13 protein-coding genes are annotated in these 16,178 nt (G+C 31.3%); 7 read left to right on the top strand and 6 right to left on the bottom strand.

The annotated features are described in order from the left end of the window. Window positions 1-3: 3 nt before the first annotated feature. Window positions 4-438, bottom strand: coding sequence for a phosphate-starvation-inducible PsiE family protein (locus ACY2LT_RS02985; protein ID WP_491816293.1), 435 nt, complete (start codon window positions 436-438; stop codon window positions 4-6). 394 nt (window positions 439-832) lie between these two features. Between ACY2LT_RS02985 and ACY2LT_RS02980 the strand changes: the two genes are divergently transcribed. Beyond that, complete coding sequence (locus ACY2LT_RS02980; protein ID WP_491816291.1) at window positions 833-1,570, top strand: class I SAM-dependent methyltransferase; 738 nt, start codon at window positions 833-835, stop codon at window positions 1,568-1,570. Between the two features lie 6 nt (window positions 1,571-1,576). Here ACY2LT_RS02980 and ACY2LT_RS02975 read toward each other — a convergent pair whose 3' ends face one another. From ACY2LT_RS02975 to priA, 4 genes are all read right to left on the bottom strand, one after another. Next, window positions 1,577-2,512, bottom strand: a complete 936-nt coding sequence (locus ACY2LT_RS02975; protein ID WP_491816290.1) for a YitT family protein — start codon at window positions 2,510-2,512, stop codon at window positions 1,577-1,579. A gap of 186 nt (window positions 2,513-2,698) precedes the next feature. After that, window positions 2,699-3,556: a hypothetical protein gene (locus tag ACY2LT_RS02970; protein WP_491816289.1), complete on the bottom strand. Its 858-nt coding sequence runs from the start codon at window positions 3,554-3,556 to the stop codon at window positions 2,699-2,701. 31 nt (window positions 3,557-3,587) lie between these two features. Further along, the gene (locus ACY2LT_RS02965; protein ID WP_491816287.1) at window positions 3,588-4,748 is read right to left on the bottom strand and encodes a protein-glutamate methylesterase/protein-glutamine glutaminase; all 1,161 of its coding nucleotides are present in this window, start codon (window positions 4,746-4,748) and stop codon (window positions 3,588-3,590) included. Between the two features lie 102 nt (window positions 4,749-4,850). Further along, on the bottom strand, window positions 4,851-7,382 hold the full coding sequence (gene priA, locus ACY2LT_RS02960) for a replication restart helicase PriA (RefSeq protein ID WP_491816285.1): 2,532 nt from the start codon (window positions 7,380-7,382) through the stop codon (window positions 4,851-4,853). Window positions 7,383-7,481: 99 nt separating this feature from the next. On the opposite strand from priA, the gene ACY2LT_RS02955 reads away from it, so the two are divergent. The 5 genes from ACY2LT_RS02955 to dusB are packed head-to-tail and all read left to right on the top strand — an operon-like array spanning window position 7,482 to window position 13,977. Then, the gene (locus ACY2LT_RS02955; RefSeq protein ID WP_491816283.1) at window positions 7,482-8,684 is read left to right on the top strand and encodes a S1C family serine protease; all 1,203 of its coding nucleotides are present in this window, start codon (window positions 7,482-7,484) and stop codon (window positions 8,682-8,684) included. A 9-nt stretch (window positions 8,685-8,693) separates the two neighbouring features. Further along, on the top strand, window positions 8,694-9,443 hold the full coding sequence (lptB, locus tag ACY2LT_RS02950; RefSeq protein WP_491816281.1) for an LPS export ABC transporter ATP-binding protein: 750 nt from the start codon (window positions 8,694-8,696) through the stop codon (window positions 9,441-9,443). Then, entirely contained in the window at window positions 9,436-11,082 is a 1,647-nt protein-coding gene (locus tag ACY2LT_RS02945; protein ID WP_491816280.1) for an MXAN_6640 family putative metalloprotease, read from the top strand. Before lptB ends, ACY2LT_RS02945 begins: the two co-directional genes overlap by 8 nt. 13 nt (window positions 11,083-11,095) lie before the next feature. After that, window positions 11,096-12,982 (top strand): protein O-mannosyl-transferase family, encoded by a 1,887-nt coding sequence (locus tag ACY2LT_RS02940; protein WP_491816279.1) that lies wholly within the window; start codon window positions 11,096-11,098, stop codon window positions 12,980-12,982. Then, the gene (gene dusB, locus ACY2LT_RS02935) at window positions 12,979-13,977 is read left to right on the top strand and encodes a tRNA dihydrouridine synthase DusB (protein ID WP_491816277.1); all 999 of its coding nucleotides are present in this window, start codon (window positions 12,979-12,981) and stop codon (window positions 13,975-13,977) included. The genes ACY2LT_RS02940 and dusB overlap by 4 nt, the downstream gene beginning before the upstream one ends. A gap of 2 nt (window positions 13,978-13,979) precedes the next feature. Here the strand turns inward: dusB and ACY2LT_RS02930 are convergent, their stop codons facing one another. After that, window positions 13,980-14,696 carry an inorganic pyrophosphatase gene (locus ACY2LT_RS02930; protein WP_491816276.1) on the bottom strand — a complete coding sequence of 239 codons (717 nt, stop codon included), beginning with the start codon at window positions 14,694-14,696 and terminating at the stop codon, window positions 13,980-13,982. Window positions 14,697-14,880: 184 nt separating this feature from the next. On the opposite strand from ACY2LT_RS02930, the gene ACY2LT_RS02925 reads away from it, so the two are divergent. After that, window positions 14,881-16,164 carry a dihydroorotase gene (locus ACY2LT_RS02925; RefSeq protein ID WP_491816275.1) on the top strand — a complete coding sequence of 428 codons (1,284 nt, stop codon included), beginning with the start codon at window positions 14,881-14,883 and terminating at the stop codon, window positions 16,162-16,164. The last annotated feature ends 14 nt before the right edge of the window (window positions 16,165-16,178 follow it).

Genomic DNA, 16,178 nt, shown 5'->3' with positions numbered 1-16,178 from the left:
CTCCTATTTTATAGAATATTTTCTTAAAATTGCAAGAGCAATAACAAATATTAATATTAAGAAAATTAATAACCCCATTTCAATAATGTAGTGGTTAAACATTTCGTGAACGTATGCAATTTCAACACTTATTATTAAGATTCTTCGTACAGCTGCAATCAATCCAATTATTAAGAATGGTTGACAAGAAAGAATATGTTCTGTTAGTGAAATTTTAACTGTTATCAGTATTTCAATAATCATTAGTAATAAAAGTGTCTTGGAGATTATTTCAATAATTATCTTTATTGATTGTTTATCACCATAATACATAACAATAGAACTAATCTCTTCAATTATTAGCAGAACAGAACTAACTATTAAAAACAGAATAATTACAATGAGTATTGAATTCTCAACAGCAGAAATTACTTTATCTATAGTTTCTTTTGATAGCATAGGAAGCATCTCTGTTAGAATACATTCAACTAAAATTTAATACATTTTTTATTAATTTACAATATTTGTAAAATTATTTTATTTTCATTAATTTGGTACCAATTATTAATTCTCTCACTTTAATTGAATATAATTTTTATTAGAATTAATATCTACATAAAAACATAATATTGGATGTCTTATGCAATGTAGAATTTGTCTCAATACAAAGGACAATAAAGGATATTTTGTTAAGGAAATGATGTTTGGAACACAGGACGAGTTTAAATACTTTCAATGTGGTGAATGTGGTTGTCTTCAAATTTGCGATTTCCCACAAAATATCGATAAATATTATCCTGATAATTATTACAGTTACGGAATTAATTCACACGCTAACTTTATTAAAAGAATTTTGAAAAATACAAGAAATAAATTCGCGATTACTGGGAAAGGAATAATAGGAAGAGTATTAAATATGTTATTACCTAATTACTCTTTGGTTTTACTGAGAAATGTCCTAATAGATAAATCTGCAAAAATATTAGATGTTGGTTGTGGTGATGGGACATTGCTTTACGATTTAAATGAAATTGGTTACAAAAAATTATTAGGAATTGATCCGTATATTGAAAATGATATTATTTATCAAAACGGTTTGAGTATTCTTAAAAAAAGTATTTTTGATCTATACGAAAAGTATGATTTGATAATGTTTCATCATTCCTTTGAACACATTAAAGAACAGTTTGATACTCTAAAAAAAGTAAAAGAATTATTAGAGCCTGATGGACTTGTGCTCATTTGCGTACCAACTGTTAGTTCTTATGCTTGGGAAAAATACAAGGAGAACTGGGTGCAATTAGATGCTCCAAGACACTATTTCTTGCACTCAACTAATAGTATGAGAATTTTATCTGAAAAATGTGGTTTCGCTATTAAGGATATTCAATATGTTTCAAGTGAATTTCAATTTATAGGAAGTGAACAATATTTAAGAGGAATTCCGCTTGTAAGTGAAAAATCATTTTATAAAAACAAAAAAAGTTCAATTTTTAAAAGGAAAGAAATACTTTACTATAAGAAAAAAGCACAGGAACTAAATAAAATAAAATATGGGGATACCTGTGCTTTTATTTTAAAACCTATTTAACTATCTCTAAATTCTTCTTCTAAAACCTTCACCCAATACTTCGTGAACGTTATGAATTGTTACAAAAGCATCAGGGTCTATGCTTTTAACTAATTCTATCAATTTAGTCATATCTTTTAATGAAACAACAGTATAAATAACTTCTCTATCAATATTATAATACAATCCTCTTGTTTTAAATGCGGTCGCACCTTTACGTAAATTATTTATTATAGCATCTCCAATTTCTTGGGATTTGTTTGAAACAATAAAGGCAGCTCTTGCATAGTCAAAGCCGTCAATAATTACATCGATTAGTTTACTGGAAACAAATAAAAGGAAAAACGCATATAGTGTAAGAGTAACTGCACTTTTCTCGGGACTCAAACCTTTCAGTCCAATTACAAGTCCAGCAAAAGTAATTACGAAGAAATCTATAATCATTATAGCTTGTCCTGGCTTGATCCCAAAATGCTTCTGCATAATAGAAGCGACAATATCTGAGCCAGCAGTAGTTCCTTTGAATTTGAAAATAATCCCCAAACCAACTCCTAACAGGACTGCTCCTAATAGAATCAAAAAGAGAAAATCTTGCTTCAAAAGTTCTTGCACAGCTTGATGGTCTTGAAATCTGATAAAACGAAGTCCGGGAACATCGCCTCTAAACAAGTCAATGAAAAACGAATTCAAAGTGAATGAGTAGAATGTTCTAAATGCAAATGTTTTACCTAATTCTTTTATGCCCCAGAAAAATAAAGGAACATTAAGTACCCACATTAATAAGCCTACAGGTATTTTACTTCCGGAAAGGTAATGTATTGCCATAGACAAACCGCTAACTCCGCCTGGCACTACTTTAGCATCTACTAAGAATATTCCAATACCTGCTGCCATTATTGCTGCACCAAGCGACAAAAAGAAATATTCTAAAATCAACTCTTTATGAAACTTAATTTTTTCCATATTCACTTATATGATAATTAGACAAAGTATTAACAATATATGTATTCAACACAAAGTACAAAATTACAAAAAAATCTGTAATTAATTTATGAAAAACAATAATTGATATAGATTTATTGATATATTTATACTAATTAATTGTGGAAAATGAATAATAGAAGAATTAAAAAGAACAGATCGTTATCTCTAAAAATCTTCTTCATCAATATCGTCTTCATCTTCATCTTCTTGATTTTCATCTTCATTTTCGTCATCATCAATATCTTCAATTTTCTTCAAGTCCTCGATTAATAAATCAGGATTGACAATTAGTATATTTTCATTTACTTTGTGTAAATTATCAAATGGAATAGTATCTTTCGGTTCATCAATGATTTCAGTTAATTCTTCTTCTTCATCAGAAATATCCGAGTAATCAAAAGAGATAAGAGTTCTTTCACCACATTTGCACATAACTTCTATTGATTCAATCTCTCCGTTAATATCCCTGTTGATTAAAATTGAAGTTTTAGACTTTGGATTTAATCCTTTAGGTAGGTTATCCACGATTTCAAGTTTTTTCCCGGTAGGTTTTATTTCTTCCTTCTTTAGTAAGTTCCTTTCAGAAAACTTATTTAATTTACCTGAAATTTTTGGTACTTTAATATAGTCTCTAAAATTCTGCTGTAAATATTTTTGTGTTTCTTCTTCCGGACGAACAAATTCAATAATTTGAGGTTCTTCGCAATCATCATCTTTGTTAGTATCAAATGTATCAGATGAGTCAGTCTGGTTATTAAAATCCTCAATTTCTTCAAGCAAATGCTTACCGCTATCAATATCTTCTTTTTTGATTAAGCCAAAAAATTCATCTTCATTTTCATCAATAGTTTGAAGGTGTAAATTTTCACCATCACTAACAATATCAGCCACAATTTTAGGACCTATTTGCTCATTATCATCAGTTTCATCAGAAAATTCTTCGAAAGGTTTGGGTCTGTTCACAACATCTTTCTCATCGAATTCTTCTGAAAAAGGGTCGATATATTCTTTTTCTTTTGCCATTAAATAAAACTAATCAAAAAATATGCCCTAATTATTTAGCTGTTAAATTAAATAGCGAAGCGATAGCATCAGGCATATCATTAAGTGGGTGGATTTCGTCAGCAATACCTGCGTCAATAACAGACCTTGGCATACCTGCAACAACACAACTTTCGACGTCCTGAGAAATAACATATCCACCGATACTATGAAGCCTTTTAAGAGCATCTCTGCCGTCGTGTCCCATTCCTGTCATAATTATTCCAACCATAGATTTTCCAAAAACATCTATTGCAGAATTCATCAAAACATTGACAGAAGGTTTAAACAATTCATTGCGAGGTTCATCAGAAATACACAAGTTAAGTTTTTTATTCACTGTCATTTGTCTGCCACCAGGTGCAAAATATACATATCCTGGTTTAATGGTTTCTCCGTCTTCAGCTTCTTTTATATTAAGTTCCGACAAACCGTTTAGTCTATCAGCTAATGATTTTGTGAAATATGGTGGCATATGTTGAGCTACTAATATTGGAACCGGGATATTACCCGGTAAATGTTTGAAAAGTTCTAGTAAAGCAACAGGTCCGCCAGTAGAAATTCCAATCACTATTAACTCGATTTCGTTTGCTTCAGGTCTTTTCCTATTGGATTTTTGAATATAACTTGCTTTTCTTTGTTTAGATCTCTCAGCTAACTGCTTTGCTATCTCTAAATGGCTTGCAGAAACTTTTTTATCAGATTGAGCCGTAACATTCTGAATAAATTCATTCTTTTTTTGTAATATTAAACTTCGTCTTTTCAGTTGATTACGTAATGCTTTATTATTAGCTACTGATCTGATTTTCCCAAGAATTTCATCTTGCAGTAAGTTCATTTCTGTAAAAGCTGTTTTCTTTGTAACAAAATCAACAGCCCCGTTGGACAATGCTTCAATTGTAGCATCCGCTCCTTCACTTGTTAATGTGCTTATCATAATAACCGGAACGGGACACTCTTGCATAATTACTTTGAGTGCTTCGATGCCATTCATTATTGGCATTTCTATATCAAGGGTTACGAGGTCAGGCTGAAACTCCTTAATTTTCTCAATAGCATCTTTGCCATTTACTGCTGTTTCAATGACTTCTATGTCATCGGAGTTGATAATTTTGGTTAGTGCCTTACGCATAAAAACCGAGTCATCGACAACAATTACTTTGATTTTATCCATTATCCAAATTTAAAAATATTAATACTTCTAACTAATACTTGCTTAATAAAAACGAAAAAGATTTATAATATTTTGTGAGGAAAATATTTTTTCTCATAAAAATTATACACTTTGATTGCTATCAATATCGATGACAAATTTGATATTTTTGTATTTGCTTGACAAATAATGTGATTTTGCTTTTGATAATAATGAATTAAGTAATTTCGCAGCAGGGTCTTTTGACTTATCATTTTTAATAATAATTATTCTTCTAAATTGGCTCTGAATTTTATTAATAGTTGGAATAATTGGACCCAGAACATTAATATAACTGTTATTATTTAAAAATTTTCTAAAATAAGAAGCTGCGGCTTCAACTTTCTCAACATTCTCATCCTTAAATTCAACTATACAGAATCTATAAAATGGTGGATATTTTGCGGTTTGTCTTGTTTTAATTTCGTTATTATAGAAGGATACATAATCGTTATTCACAACATTTTGAATAACAAAACTATCTGGTTGAGAAGTTTGAATAATAACTTCTCCTTTTGAATTGGATTTTCTTCCAGAGCGACCTGAGACCTGAATCAGTAATTGCAAGGCACGTTCATTTGCTCTGAAATTTGGCACATACATAAGTAAATCTGCGTTCATTACTCCTACAAGAGTTACTCTTTCGAAATCAATTCCTTTAGCAACCATTTGAGTTCCTACCAGAATATCGGTCTTACCTGCCGCAAATCTTTCCAAAATTGATCTATGAGAACCTTTGAGGCGTGTTGTATCCAAATCAATTCTTTCAATAGTATAATTCAGACTATCCATTTCTAATAAGGCTGTAAGTTCATCTTCTATTCTTTGTGTGCCTGCTCCAATCTCTTTCATATTATTGCAGCCACATTCGGGGCAAGTATTCGTATTTTTCTTTGAAGCATTGCAATAATGACACTGTAAATCCTGAGTGGTTTTATGGAAGACAAGTGCTACACTACATTGGTTGCACATTGGAATATAGCCACAATCAGGACATTGAAGGTAACTTGCAAAACCTCTTCTGTTTTGAAATAATATAACACCTTCTTTTTTCAGAATTTTTTCTTTAATTTTTTCAAGTAATTCATTAGAAAATTCTCCCTGCATTAATCCGTTTTTTCGATTATATATAGTATCAATAATCTTTATGACTGGAAGATTTGCTCCATCTGCTCTCGATTTAATTTCTAATAATTTATATCTGCCAACTTTAGCATTATAATAGCTCTCAATTGATGGAGTTGCTGAACCCAATACTACTGTCGCATTTTCGAATTTCCCGCGCATAATGGCTACATCACGCCCGTTGTATCTTGGATTAGGCGAATCCTGCTTGTAAGAGCTTTCGTGCTCTTCATCAACAATAATTAGTCCAAGATTTTTCAGTGGAGCAAATACAGCAGACCTGGCACCAACAACAATTTTCACATTCCCTTTCAAAATGTTATTGATAACTTGGAAACGTTCCTGCTCAGACATCTTACTATGAAAAATTGCAACTTGGTTTGGGAATGATTTGGAAAATCTGTCAATTAACTGTGGTGTTAATGCAATTTCAGGCACTAAAACCAAAGCAGATTTACCGATCTCGAGTGTTTTTTTTATGACGTGTAAGTATATTAATGTCTTACCGCTTCCTGTAACACCAAACAATAGAAAAGTATTGGATATGCCCTCAACTACTGTCTCTTCAATAGTATTTTTTGCATAAAGTTGTTCAGAGGTTAAAGGTAGATTCAATTCATTAATTTTAGCTAAAGAAAAATTTGCATTTTCAAGAAACCTTTGTTCTTTTTCTTGTAATGCTACTTTAATTATATTCTTTGTTATAAAGAAGTCAATTGTTTTTTTATTGAATTGACTAACCACACTGGAATAGTATAAACATTTTTGATTTTCTTCATACTTTTCAACTAACATTAATAAAAATTTCAGTCTCTTTGGCGCTTTTTTTTCTAAAATATTGAGTAAATGGATTACTTTATCATTATCTGTAAAAAAATCTTCATTTAAAAATATAAGTTTTTCAAATTGCTGTGAAATAGACTGATTAATACTATCTTTGATTTCAACTAAATTTTTCTTTGCTAATGCTTCAACAACATATGAAATATTGTCAATTTTCAATTTTTTCTTTAAAAAACTTTGAGATATTTCAGAGTTGTTTTTTCTATTTCTTAAAAAATCATAAACAATTTTTTGGTTTGTTGAATTTTTAAAAATTCTATCAATTTCATTATCACTTAAATATTGTATCAATTTGATTTTTTTTTCAGATTTAATATTTAAAGATAATGGTATCATTGCTTTAATAGTTTCTCCTAATGGCGAAAAGTAATATTCTGAAATCCATTTTGCCAAAGATAGTAGTTTGTCAGAAATAATTGGACTATCATCAAGAAGCTCATAAACAAGCTTGATTTGATAATTTGTATCAGCATTATGATCGTCTTTTAAGATTTTTACAATAACACCGGTTATTTTTGTATTCTTAAACGGTACTATAACTCTTCGACCAATGAGAGAATCACTTTTGGGATATTGCAATTTATAAGTAAACACATTATCGATAGCGACTGGTAACGCTACTTCTATCAAACAAAATTCAGTGTTCATAATTAAAATTAAATATTTATTTATACGTAAATTTAACATTAAAATTAACATTTTTTTGCGATTAATTGTTAATTTGCAGAACAATGGAGATTGAAACTGATGAAAAGGACAAAATTATTTATTATCTTGCTTTTCTTATCAACTGTTACTGTTTCCTGTGATGAAAAACAATCAGATATTAGCCATTTTTACAAAGAATCCAATATTTCAACAGCAGAAGCCCAGAGAGCACAAATGGAAGTTGCTAATTCAAGGCAAAATGCTATAACACGAGCTGTGGAAAAGTGCCGTCCTGCAATAGTTGGAATCAATGTTACAGAAGTAAGACAGGTGATTTATCAAGATCCATTCTTCGATTTCCCATTTGCTGATGATCCTTTTTTTCAGAGGTTTAGAGAATTTTTTGGAGGTGGACAACGTAAACGGGAATATAAAGTGCAAGGATTAGGTTCTGGTTTTATTATTTCGCCAGATGGATACATACTGACGAATCACCATGTTGCTGGTAATGCCACTAAGGTAGTAGTTACAATGACTAACGGAGAGAAATACGATGCAGAAATTATTGGTGCTGATATGGTTAGCGATGTGGCATTGCTAAAAATTGATGGGAAAAATCTCCCATATCTGGAATTAGGAAATTCAGATAATGTAATTGTCGGCGAATGGGCAATTGCATTTGGCAACCCATTTGGACTTTTTGATAAGAATTCGAAACCAACAGTTACTGTAGGTGTTATTTCGAATACAAATGTTAGTTTTATTCAGGAAGACAGACCTCAAAACAGAGTTTATCGTAATATGCTTCAAACTGATGCTGCGATAAGTTCAGGCAACTCTGGTGGACCACTTGTTAATGCTTTAGGTGAAGTGATTGGCATAAACACAGTTATTTTCTCCACAGCTCAATCACGTTCTGGTGCTGGTAGTATAGGAATCGGATTTGCTATTCCGATAAATAGAGTGAAAAAAATCATCGATGAAATAAAAAAGAATAAGTCGATTGATAGAGATTTTTATATTGGTATGGACGTTAGAGATATTGATGAACAAATTGCTCAATATTTAAAATCAAATGTAAAAGAAGGTGCGGTTGTTTTTTCTGTTGAAAGACGTTCACCTGCTGACAAAAATGGTATTGAGCCAGGAGATATAATTCTTAAGGTTAATGATACAAATATTCACAAAGCTGAAGATTATTACATTGAAATTGGTGATTCAAAAGTTGGTGAAAAGATTACATTAGAGTTGCTAAGAGGTGATGAGAAAATTAAAAAAACATTCAAGTTGGAAAAAAAATAAGGTTGTAAAGTGTTAGAAGTAGAAAAATCAGTACTAAAAGCTGAAAAATTAGTCAAAAAATATAAACAAAGAACAGTTGTTAAAGGTGTCGATTTAGAAATTGCTCAAGGTGAAGTTGTTGGTCTGTTAGGTCCAAACGGTGCCGGGAAAACCACATCATTTTATATGATAGTTGGGATGATAAAGCCGAATGAAGGAAGAGTTTATCTTAACGACACTGATATTACAAACAAGGCAATGTACCAACGTTCTCGATTAGGGCTTTCTTATCTTCCGCAAGAAGCTTCTATTTTCCGGAAGATGTCTGTCGAGAACAATATTATGTCTATTTTGCAACTTCAAAAAATGTCCAATAAGCAACGACAAAATCGATTAGAACAATTACTTGAAAGCTTTGGTATTGCAAGGATTAGAAAAAGTAAGGGTTATATGCTTTCTGGTGGAGAACGAAGAAGATGCGAGATTGCTCGTGCTTTAGCTTCAAATCCCAAATTTATCTTATTAGATGAACCATTTGCCGGAATCGACCCAATCGCTGTTGAAGATATTATGAAAATTGTAAGAAAACTAAAAGATGAAAATATAGGTGTTTTAATAACAGACCATAACGTTCACGAGACATTATCTATTACCGATAGAGCATATATATTAATCGATGGTAACATTTATATTTCAGGAACAGCAGAGGATATCGCTCAAAATGAGGAAGTGCGACGATTATATTTAGGTGAAACATTTAAATTAGAAAGATATGAATAGATTTCTGTCAATAATATTCCTGTTTTATTTACTTCAACCGATATTTCTTTTGTCTGATGATGATATATTTATCAATAAGAGCCATACATACAAGTGGCTTGTAGAAAGAAAAAAATTTGACAGTAAAATGCTTTCTAAATTATCAGATTTTAGACCCAAAACACAAGCCAACTCTATTTCTACTCGTAATATTTTCAAAATTCATTATGACACTCTTGGCAATAATGCAGTTGAAGCGACCGACAGGGATAAAAACGGAATTCCTGATTACATTGATTCTGTAGCTTTTTATGCAGACTATGTCTATGAACAAATGATAAATAACATAGGACTGAAATCTCCGTATCCTGAACAATATGGAGGTGGAAGCGAGCATTATGATATTTATGTTCTTGATATTGGAAATGGATATAGGGGAGAAGCATATTATGGAGAAACTCGCGCTGAATATGAAATCTTCCCTCGTAAAATTTTTCCCAAATATTCATCCTATATTATTATAGATAATAACTACTCACAAAATGATATGACAATAAGCGATGATGGAAGCAATAGAAAATATCCAACATATGCGACGAACGGAATACTTGGTATGAAAATTACAATTGCACATGAATTTCACCACGCAATTCAATTTATCTATGGAGATCCGAATTCTAATATGTTTTCTCTGCACGAAGCAGTATCTGTATATATGGAAAACAAACTGTTTCCAGAATCAAGAGACTATCTTCAATATGTTCGTTCGTTATTTAAGAATTTCCCGAAATATGCTTTCGGTGATGGTGAGGCTACAATAGGTTACAGTTATGGAATATACTTTCATTTTATTGATAAATTTTTTGGCAATAGACCTGTCAAAAGAATGTGGGAATTGGTTGAAAATGGTTTGTTCCAATTTCAAGCTTTGGATTCTGCATTAAAAGAAGAAGGTTCTTCCATTGTTGGTTCTTGGCTTGAGTTTATTTCGTGGATATATCATACGGGTAATAGAACAATTGATGGTTATTCATTTTATCAAGCAAGGCTTTTCCCTGACATAAATTTTGTATACTCTGGAGAAATTTTACATACGGAAGTTTTTCAACTAAAATCTCAGGTTCTTCCATTAGAAATTAGACCAATTCGTTTAATAGTAAACACTAACAGAATTTTTGATACACCTGATACTCTTGATTTTTTTTTATCAAACACAGATATGGAAAAAGTTTTCAATCAATTTATGACCAATTCTGAAATTGATTTGAATTATCCTTCGTCGGACATCAACTCCAAACAAATTTGCGATAAACAATATAAAACAACCTCTCCTTCATATTACAAGGACACAGCTTTTTGCAGAAAAGGTTATCAAACAGTTGCTGTTCCGGACGCCTATCCAATGCCATTCAACTTTACAATTAATTCTACTTTATATATTCCTACTCCTGCCAATATTCCTTTTGGAGAAAAAGTTTCTCTACAAATATTTAATTCAGAAATGGAACAAGTTTATTCCAGAGAAACAACAGTTATGGTTCATAATTCTAATCGTGTTGTTGCATTAACTTTGGATAAAAATTTATTTTCAAGCGGAGTTTACTTTTACAAAGTCAAAAATGACAGTTCATTGAAAATTGGGAAATTTGTTGTCAAATAACTTATTGAATAATATGAAACTTAATAAAACTGACAGAGTGATTTCTTTACTAATTTTTGTCATTACTTTTACTGTTTATTTCTTTACATTTTCAAGAAGTTTATTTTTTACTGACAGTGGTGAACTTGCTTCAGTTTCGTCCACATTAGGTATTGCTCACCCAACAGGTTATCCACTATATACGATTATTTCGTATCTTTGGCTGAAAATTCCACTGCCTTTTGATCATATCACACAGTTGAATTTATTATCATCAATATTTTGTGGATTATCTGCAACGATATTGTATTTGATTTTAAGTGTTTTATTTTTCAGCAACTTTGAGAAAACAATTGATAATAGGCTATCTATTCAACTATCATCAGGTCTTCTGGCAATTGGATTTGGGTTTACCTCGATTGTATGGGAACAGGCGACAACTAATGAAGTATATTCATTGCACTTTTTAATGGTCAATTTATTTTTGTATTTTCTTTTAAAAGCCCATTTTACTAATAGCTATAAACTATTTATGGTTTCAGCCTTTGTTCTCGGATTATCTTTAGCTAACCATATGACTTCAATATTACTTATACCGGTTTCTTTATATACTTTTTTTAAGAAAAGTGGGAAAGGTTTCGATTTCTCAGGTAATCGCTTTAAGCAATTTATTTTTCTAATAATTCCGCTTTTTTTAGCACTTTCTTTATATCTATATTTACCTATACGTTCAAGTATGGATCCAATTTTCAACTGGGGTTTCGTTTCGAAAAGCATAGATAAATTTTTCTACCACATTTCTGGAAAACAATATCAGGTATGGATGTTTTCTGGTTTTGATGCCTGGAAAAAGAACTTCAATGTATTTATTAATGAAATTACAGGAAATATTGGTGCACTCATTCTTTTTACTTATCTGATTGGATTATTATTAATTTTTGTCGATAAAAATAAAGTAAGTGCAATTTTTAATTTTATATTTGCACCATTTGCTTTATTGTTCACATCGTTCAAAAAATACAGGCAATTCATTATTACTTTTTTTACAATTGCATTATTATCCTGCATCATTTACTCATTTAATTACTCAATTTATGATATTCAACCTTATTTTTATTTGGCTTACCTTTCAATGTTTATTTTGTTAGCACTTCCAACAGTTTACTACTCATCACAAATTAAAAAGCCACTTTTAAGTTTATATATATTTATTCCATTATTACTTATTTTTTATAACTATTCAGAAGTTGATAAAAGCAAAGATACGACGGTTGTTGAATATACAAAGTCAATAATCGATAATTTGCCCAATAATTCGATAATTATTTCTTCACAATGGGATTACTTTTGTTCTGCTTTCTGGTATTTGCAACAAGTAGAAGGATACAGAAAAGATATCGTATTGATTGAAAAAGAACTAATGAGAAGAACCTGGTATCCCTATCAATTAGCAAAATGGTATCCCGAAATTGTTAATATGCAAAGTCCTGAAATTCAGTCATATATGAAAGATTTAGAACTTTTTGAATCTGGCAAACAATATGACCCTATTTCTATTCAAGCAAATTATATCAATGTATTTGTATCAATAATTGAGAAAAATATTGGCAAAAGAGATATTTTTCTGACTCCTGAAATTCTTCTTATTGAGCCTTTTATTGCCAAAGCATACGCACAAATTCCTTATGGATTCGCTGTAAAACTATCCAAGCAAATGGATACTTTGAATTTTGAAAGTATTAGAATTAATTACGATAAATTAAATTTATTAACCAAAAACAAAAGTTATTATCTATATGACGGATTAAGATTAGTAATTGCAAATAATATTTTAGCAATGAATAAATATGCTCAGTTAATTGGGGACACTGCTCAAAGTAGAAAATTAGAAGAATACTACAAATTATTTGCTAAGAAATGATGCTAAATAAAATTTTTAAAATAGATAATATTGAAATAAAAAACGGTATTTTTTTGGCTCCAATGGAAGGAATAACCGACCTTCCATTCAGAATTATTTGCCGTAGATTTGGTGCAGATATTGTATATACTGAATTTGTTGCTTCGGAAGCGTTAATAAGAGATGTTGAAAAGTCAAAAATCAAAATTCGGGTTATCGACCAGGAACGTCCGGTTGCAGTACAGATTTTTGGAAGCGATCCGTACGTAATGTCTGAAGCAGCAAAAATAGTAGAACAAGCTGGTGCTGATATAATTGATTTAAATTACGGCTGCTGGGTGAAAAAAGTAGTCAGTCATAATGCTGGTGCTGCATTGTTGAAAAATATTCCGCTGATGAACGCTATTACTCAAGCAGTTGTCAAAGCAGTAAAAATTCCTGTTACAGTTAAAACTCGTTTGGGTTGGGATAAAAATAGCATAATAATCAATGAAGTAGCGAGAATGCAAGAAGAAAGTGGAGCAAAAGCAATCGCAGTTCATTGCAGAACAAGAGAAATGGGAATGGGAGGGAAGGCTGATTGGAGTTTCATTCCTGAAATCAAGAAAAATATTAGCATACCATTGATATTGAATGGTGATATTACTTCACCAGAAACAGCTCGCGCAGCTCTTGAAATTGATGGTGCTGATGCTATAATGATTGGTCGAGCCGTGCTTGGAAATCCTTTTATTTTCAGAGATGCTAAGAAATATATCGAAACTGGTCAATTGCCTGAAAAACCAAATATAAATGAAAGATTTGATGTTTTGCTTGAACACTTGAAAATGAATATAGAGGACAAGGGACTTCCCAGAGGTTTAGTAGAGTTTCGCAAACACTTCTCTGGATATTTAAAGGGATTGCATAACGCTTCTCATTATAGACAAATGTTAGTCCAAATGAACGATACTCAAGAAGTGTTTGAACTTCTTGAACAATATCGTGATTATTTAAATAATTATTACATAGAATAATTTCAAAGTGGAAGTTTTTTCATATTGAAACCGAGTGCAAAAGCTTCCATTGCAGCAATTGATAGTTTGTTTTCCAATTTTCCAAATTTTGCTATATAGTCTCGTCTACTTCGTTCTATTACTTCTAATGCTTCGTCTCTACCATAAATTTGCACGATCTCGCATCGAGAGGATTCGCTTCCGGGCATATCTTTGTAAGTAAGAAAATAATGTTTTAATCTATCAATCATTGTTACAGGGCAATCGCTTACATCGCGCCAATTTTTATAAACTTCATCACCTTTGAGAACAGCAATTAATTTATCATCGGCTTCTCCTCCATCAATCATTCTAAATCCTCCGATAGGCACTGCTTGCACCAATATATCTCCGTGAGTAATGTTCTTTTCTGTAAATACACAAATATCTATAGGATCGCCATCTCCAATAATGCCGCTTCTACCAGATTTCTCCATACAGTAATCTGCCACAGATTCAGCACAATAAGTTTGTGGAATAAACCCATATAATGCAGGTAATACATTTGAATATTTTTGAGGTCTATCAACCTTCAAATATCCAGTTTTTTTATCTACTTCATATTTTACTGTATCGCTTGGAGTAGCTTCAATAAAAGCAGTAACTATTTCCGGGGCATTATCACCAATGTGAACGCCATGCCAAGGATGAGACTTATAACGAAGACCGACTAAGTTCCAAATGTCGCTTACATTTGCCATAAATATCGATAATTAGTTATTAATAATATTTTCAAGCTATCAAAACGACTAACTGATAATTATATTTTCAATCTTCGGTTTGATATTAACCTACAATAAAGAGAAAAACAATAATATTACTTTTATGTATTTAGATATTTTATTAATTTTATAAAATGTAATTTTACAATTTTTAGGAGTGCTAATGAATATTCTTTTTAAAAATATTAGAGTAATCAATCCAGTTGAAAATTTAGATAAAATTGTAAATTTATTCATTAAAGATGGAATTATCGAGCATTGTGCTAACGAGGAATGCGTTGTAGATTCATCAACAGAAATTATTGATGGAAGCCAATTAGTTGCTGCTCCTGGATTTATTGATATTCATACACATTTACGTGAGCCAGGTTTTGAATATAAAGAAACAATCAAATCGGGCACTGATGCAGCAGCAAATGGTGGTTTTACTGGTGTTGTATGTATGCCAAACACCGAGCCAACAATTGATGATGTAACTGTCGTTGAATATATTAAAAACAAATCAAAAGATTTGTTAGTTGATGTATTTATTGCAGGTTCGCTAAGTCAAAAAAGAGAGGGTAAATTAATATCACCAATGTTAGAACTTGACGATGCCGGTGTTGTAATGTTTACTGATGATGGACATTGTGTCGAATCTTCTGAAATGCTACGCCGTGCTTTTGACTATGCAACCACAAGAGATTTATTGATTTCTGAACATTGTGAAGAACATTCGCTAACTAAAAACTTTGCTATGGATGAGTGCGAGCTTTCAATTAAGCTCGGGTTAAAAGGTTATCCAAGAATTGCAGAAGAACTAATTGTTGCACGTGATATATTGCTTGCTGAATATTGCGGCAACCGTCGTTTACACTTACAACACATTAGCACAAAAGGAAGTATAGAATTAATAAGAAATGCAAAAAGTAAAGGTTTGCGTGTTAGTTGTGAAGTAACCCCACACCATTTATTTTTGTCTAATGATTTATTGGATAGTTACAATACTAATTTGAAAATGAATCCGCCACTACGTTCAAAAGAAGACATAAAAGCTCTTATTGAAGGAATCAAGGATGGAACAATAGATTGCATTGCAACAGACCATGCACCTCACGCATTGCACGAAAAAGAGGTTGAATTCGAGAAAGCTCCTTATGGAATCACCGGATTAGAAACTTCTATTGGGTTGATTTTAAACAACTTGCATCATTCACTTGATATAGAATTAAATAAAATCATCGAATTGTTATCAATTAATCCAAGAAAGATATTGAATTTAAAGCAAATAGAAATAAAGAAAGGTGAAAAAGTAAATTTGACTATCTTTGCACCTAACGAAGAATGGGTAGTTTCTAGCAAAAAATTTATGTCTATTTCGAAAAATATGCCTTATGAAAATTTGAAATTAAAAGGACGCCCAAAATTTGCTATTAATAATGGAAAGATTTGGTCGTCTACATTATAGAGCAACACAATATG

Source organism: Eximiradius proteiniborus (genome assembly GCF_058546985.1).
This window is presented reverse-complemented; position numbering and strand designations above follow the sequence as displayed.

Bases quoted from the DNA above. Each gene is read 5' to 3' on its own strand.
- ACY2LT_RS02985 (WP_491816293.1), bottom strand. From the start codon at position 438: ATGCTATCAAAAGAAACTATAGATAAAGTAATTTCTGCTGTTGAGAAT.
- ACY2LT_RS02975 (WP_491816290.1), bottom strand. From the start codon at position 2,512: ATGGAAAAAATTAAGTTTCATAAAGAGTTGATTTTAGAATATTTCTTT.
- ACY2LT_RS02970 (WP_491816289.1), bottom strand. From the start codon at position 3,556: ATGGCAAAAGAAAAAGAATATATCGACCCTTTTTCAGAAGAATTCGAT.
- ACY2LT_RS02965 (WP_491816287.1), bottom strand. From the start codon at position 4,748: ATGGATAAAATCAAAGTAATTGTTGTCGATGACTCGGTTTTTATGCGT.
- priA (WP_491816285.1), bottom strand. From the start codon at position 7,382: ATGAACACTGAATTTTGTTTGATAGAAGTAGCGTTACCAGTCGCTATC.
- ACY2LT_RS02955 (WP_491816283.1), top strand. From the start codon at position 7,482: ATGAAAAGGACAAAATTATTTATTATCTTGCTTTTCTTATCAACTGTT.
- ACY2LT_RS02945 (WP_491816280.1), top strand. From the start codon at position 9,436: ATGAATAGATTTCTGTCAATAATATTCCTGTTTTATTTACTTCAACCG.
- ACY2LT_RS02940 (WP_491816279.1), top strand. From the start codon at position 11,096: ATGAAACTTAATAAAACTGACAGAGTGATTTCTTTACTAATTTTTGTC.
- dusB (WP_491816277.1), top strand. From the start codon at position 12,979: ATGATGCTAAATAAAATTTTTAAAATAGATAATATTGAAATAAAAAAC.
- ACY2LT_RS02930 (WP_491816276.1), bottom strand. From the start codon at position 14,696: ATGGCAAATGTAAGCGACATTTGGAACTTAGTCGGTCTTCGTTATAAG.
- ACY2LT_RS02925 (WP_491816275.1), top strand. From the start codon at position 14,881: ATGAATATTCTTTTTAAAAATATTAGAGTAATCAATCCAGTTGAAAAT.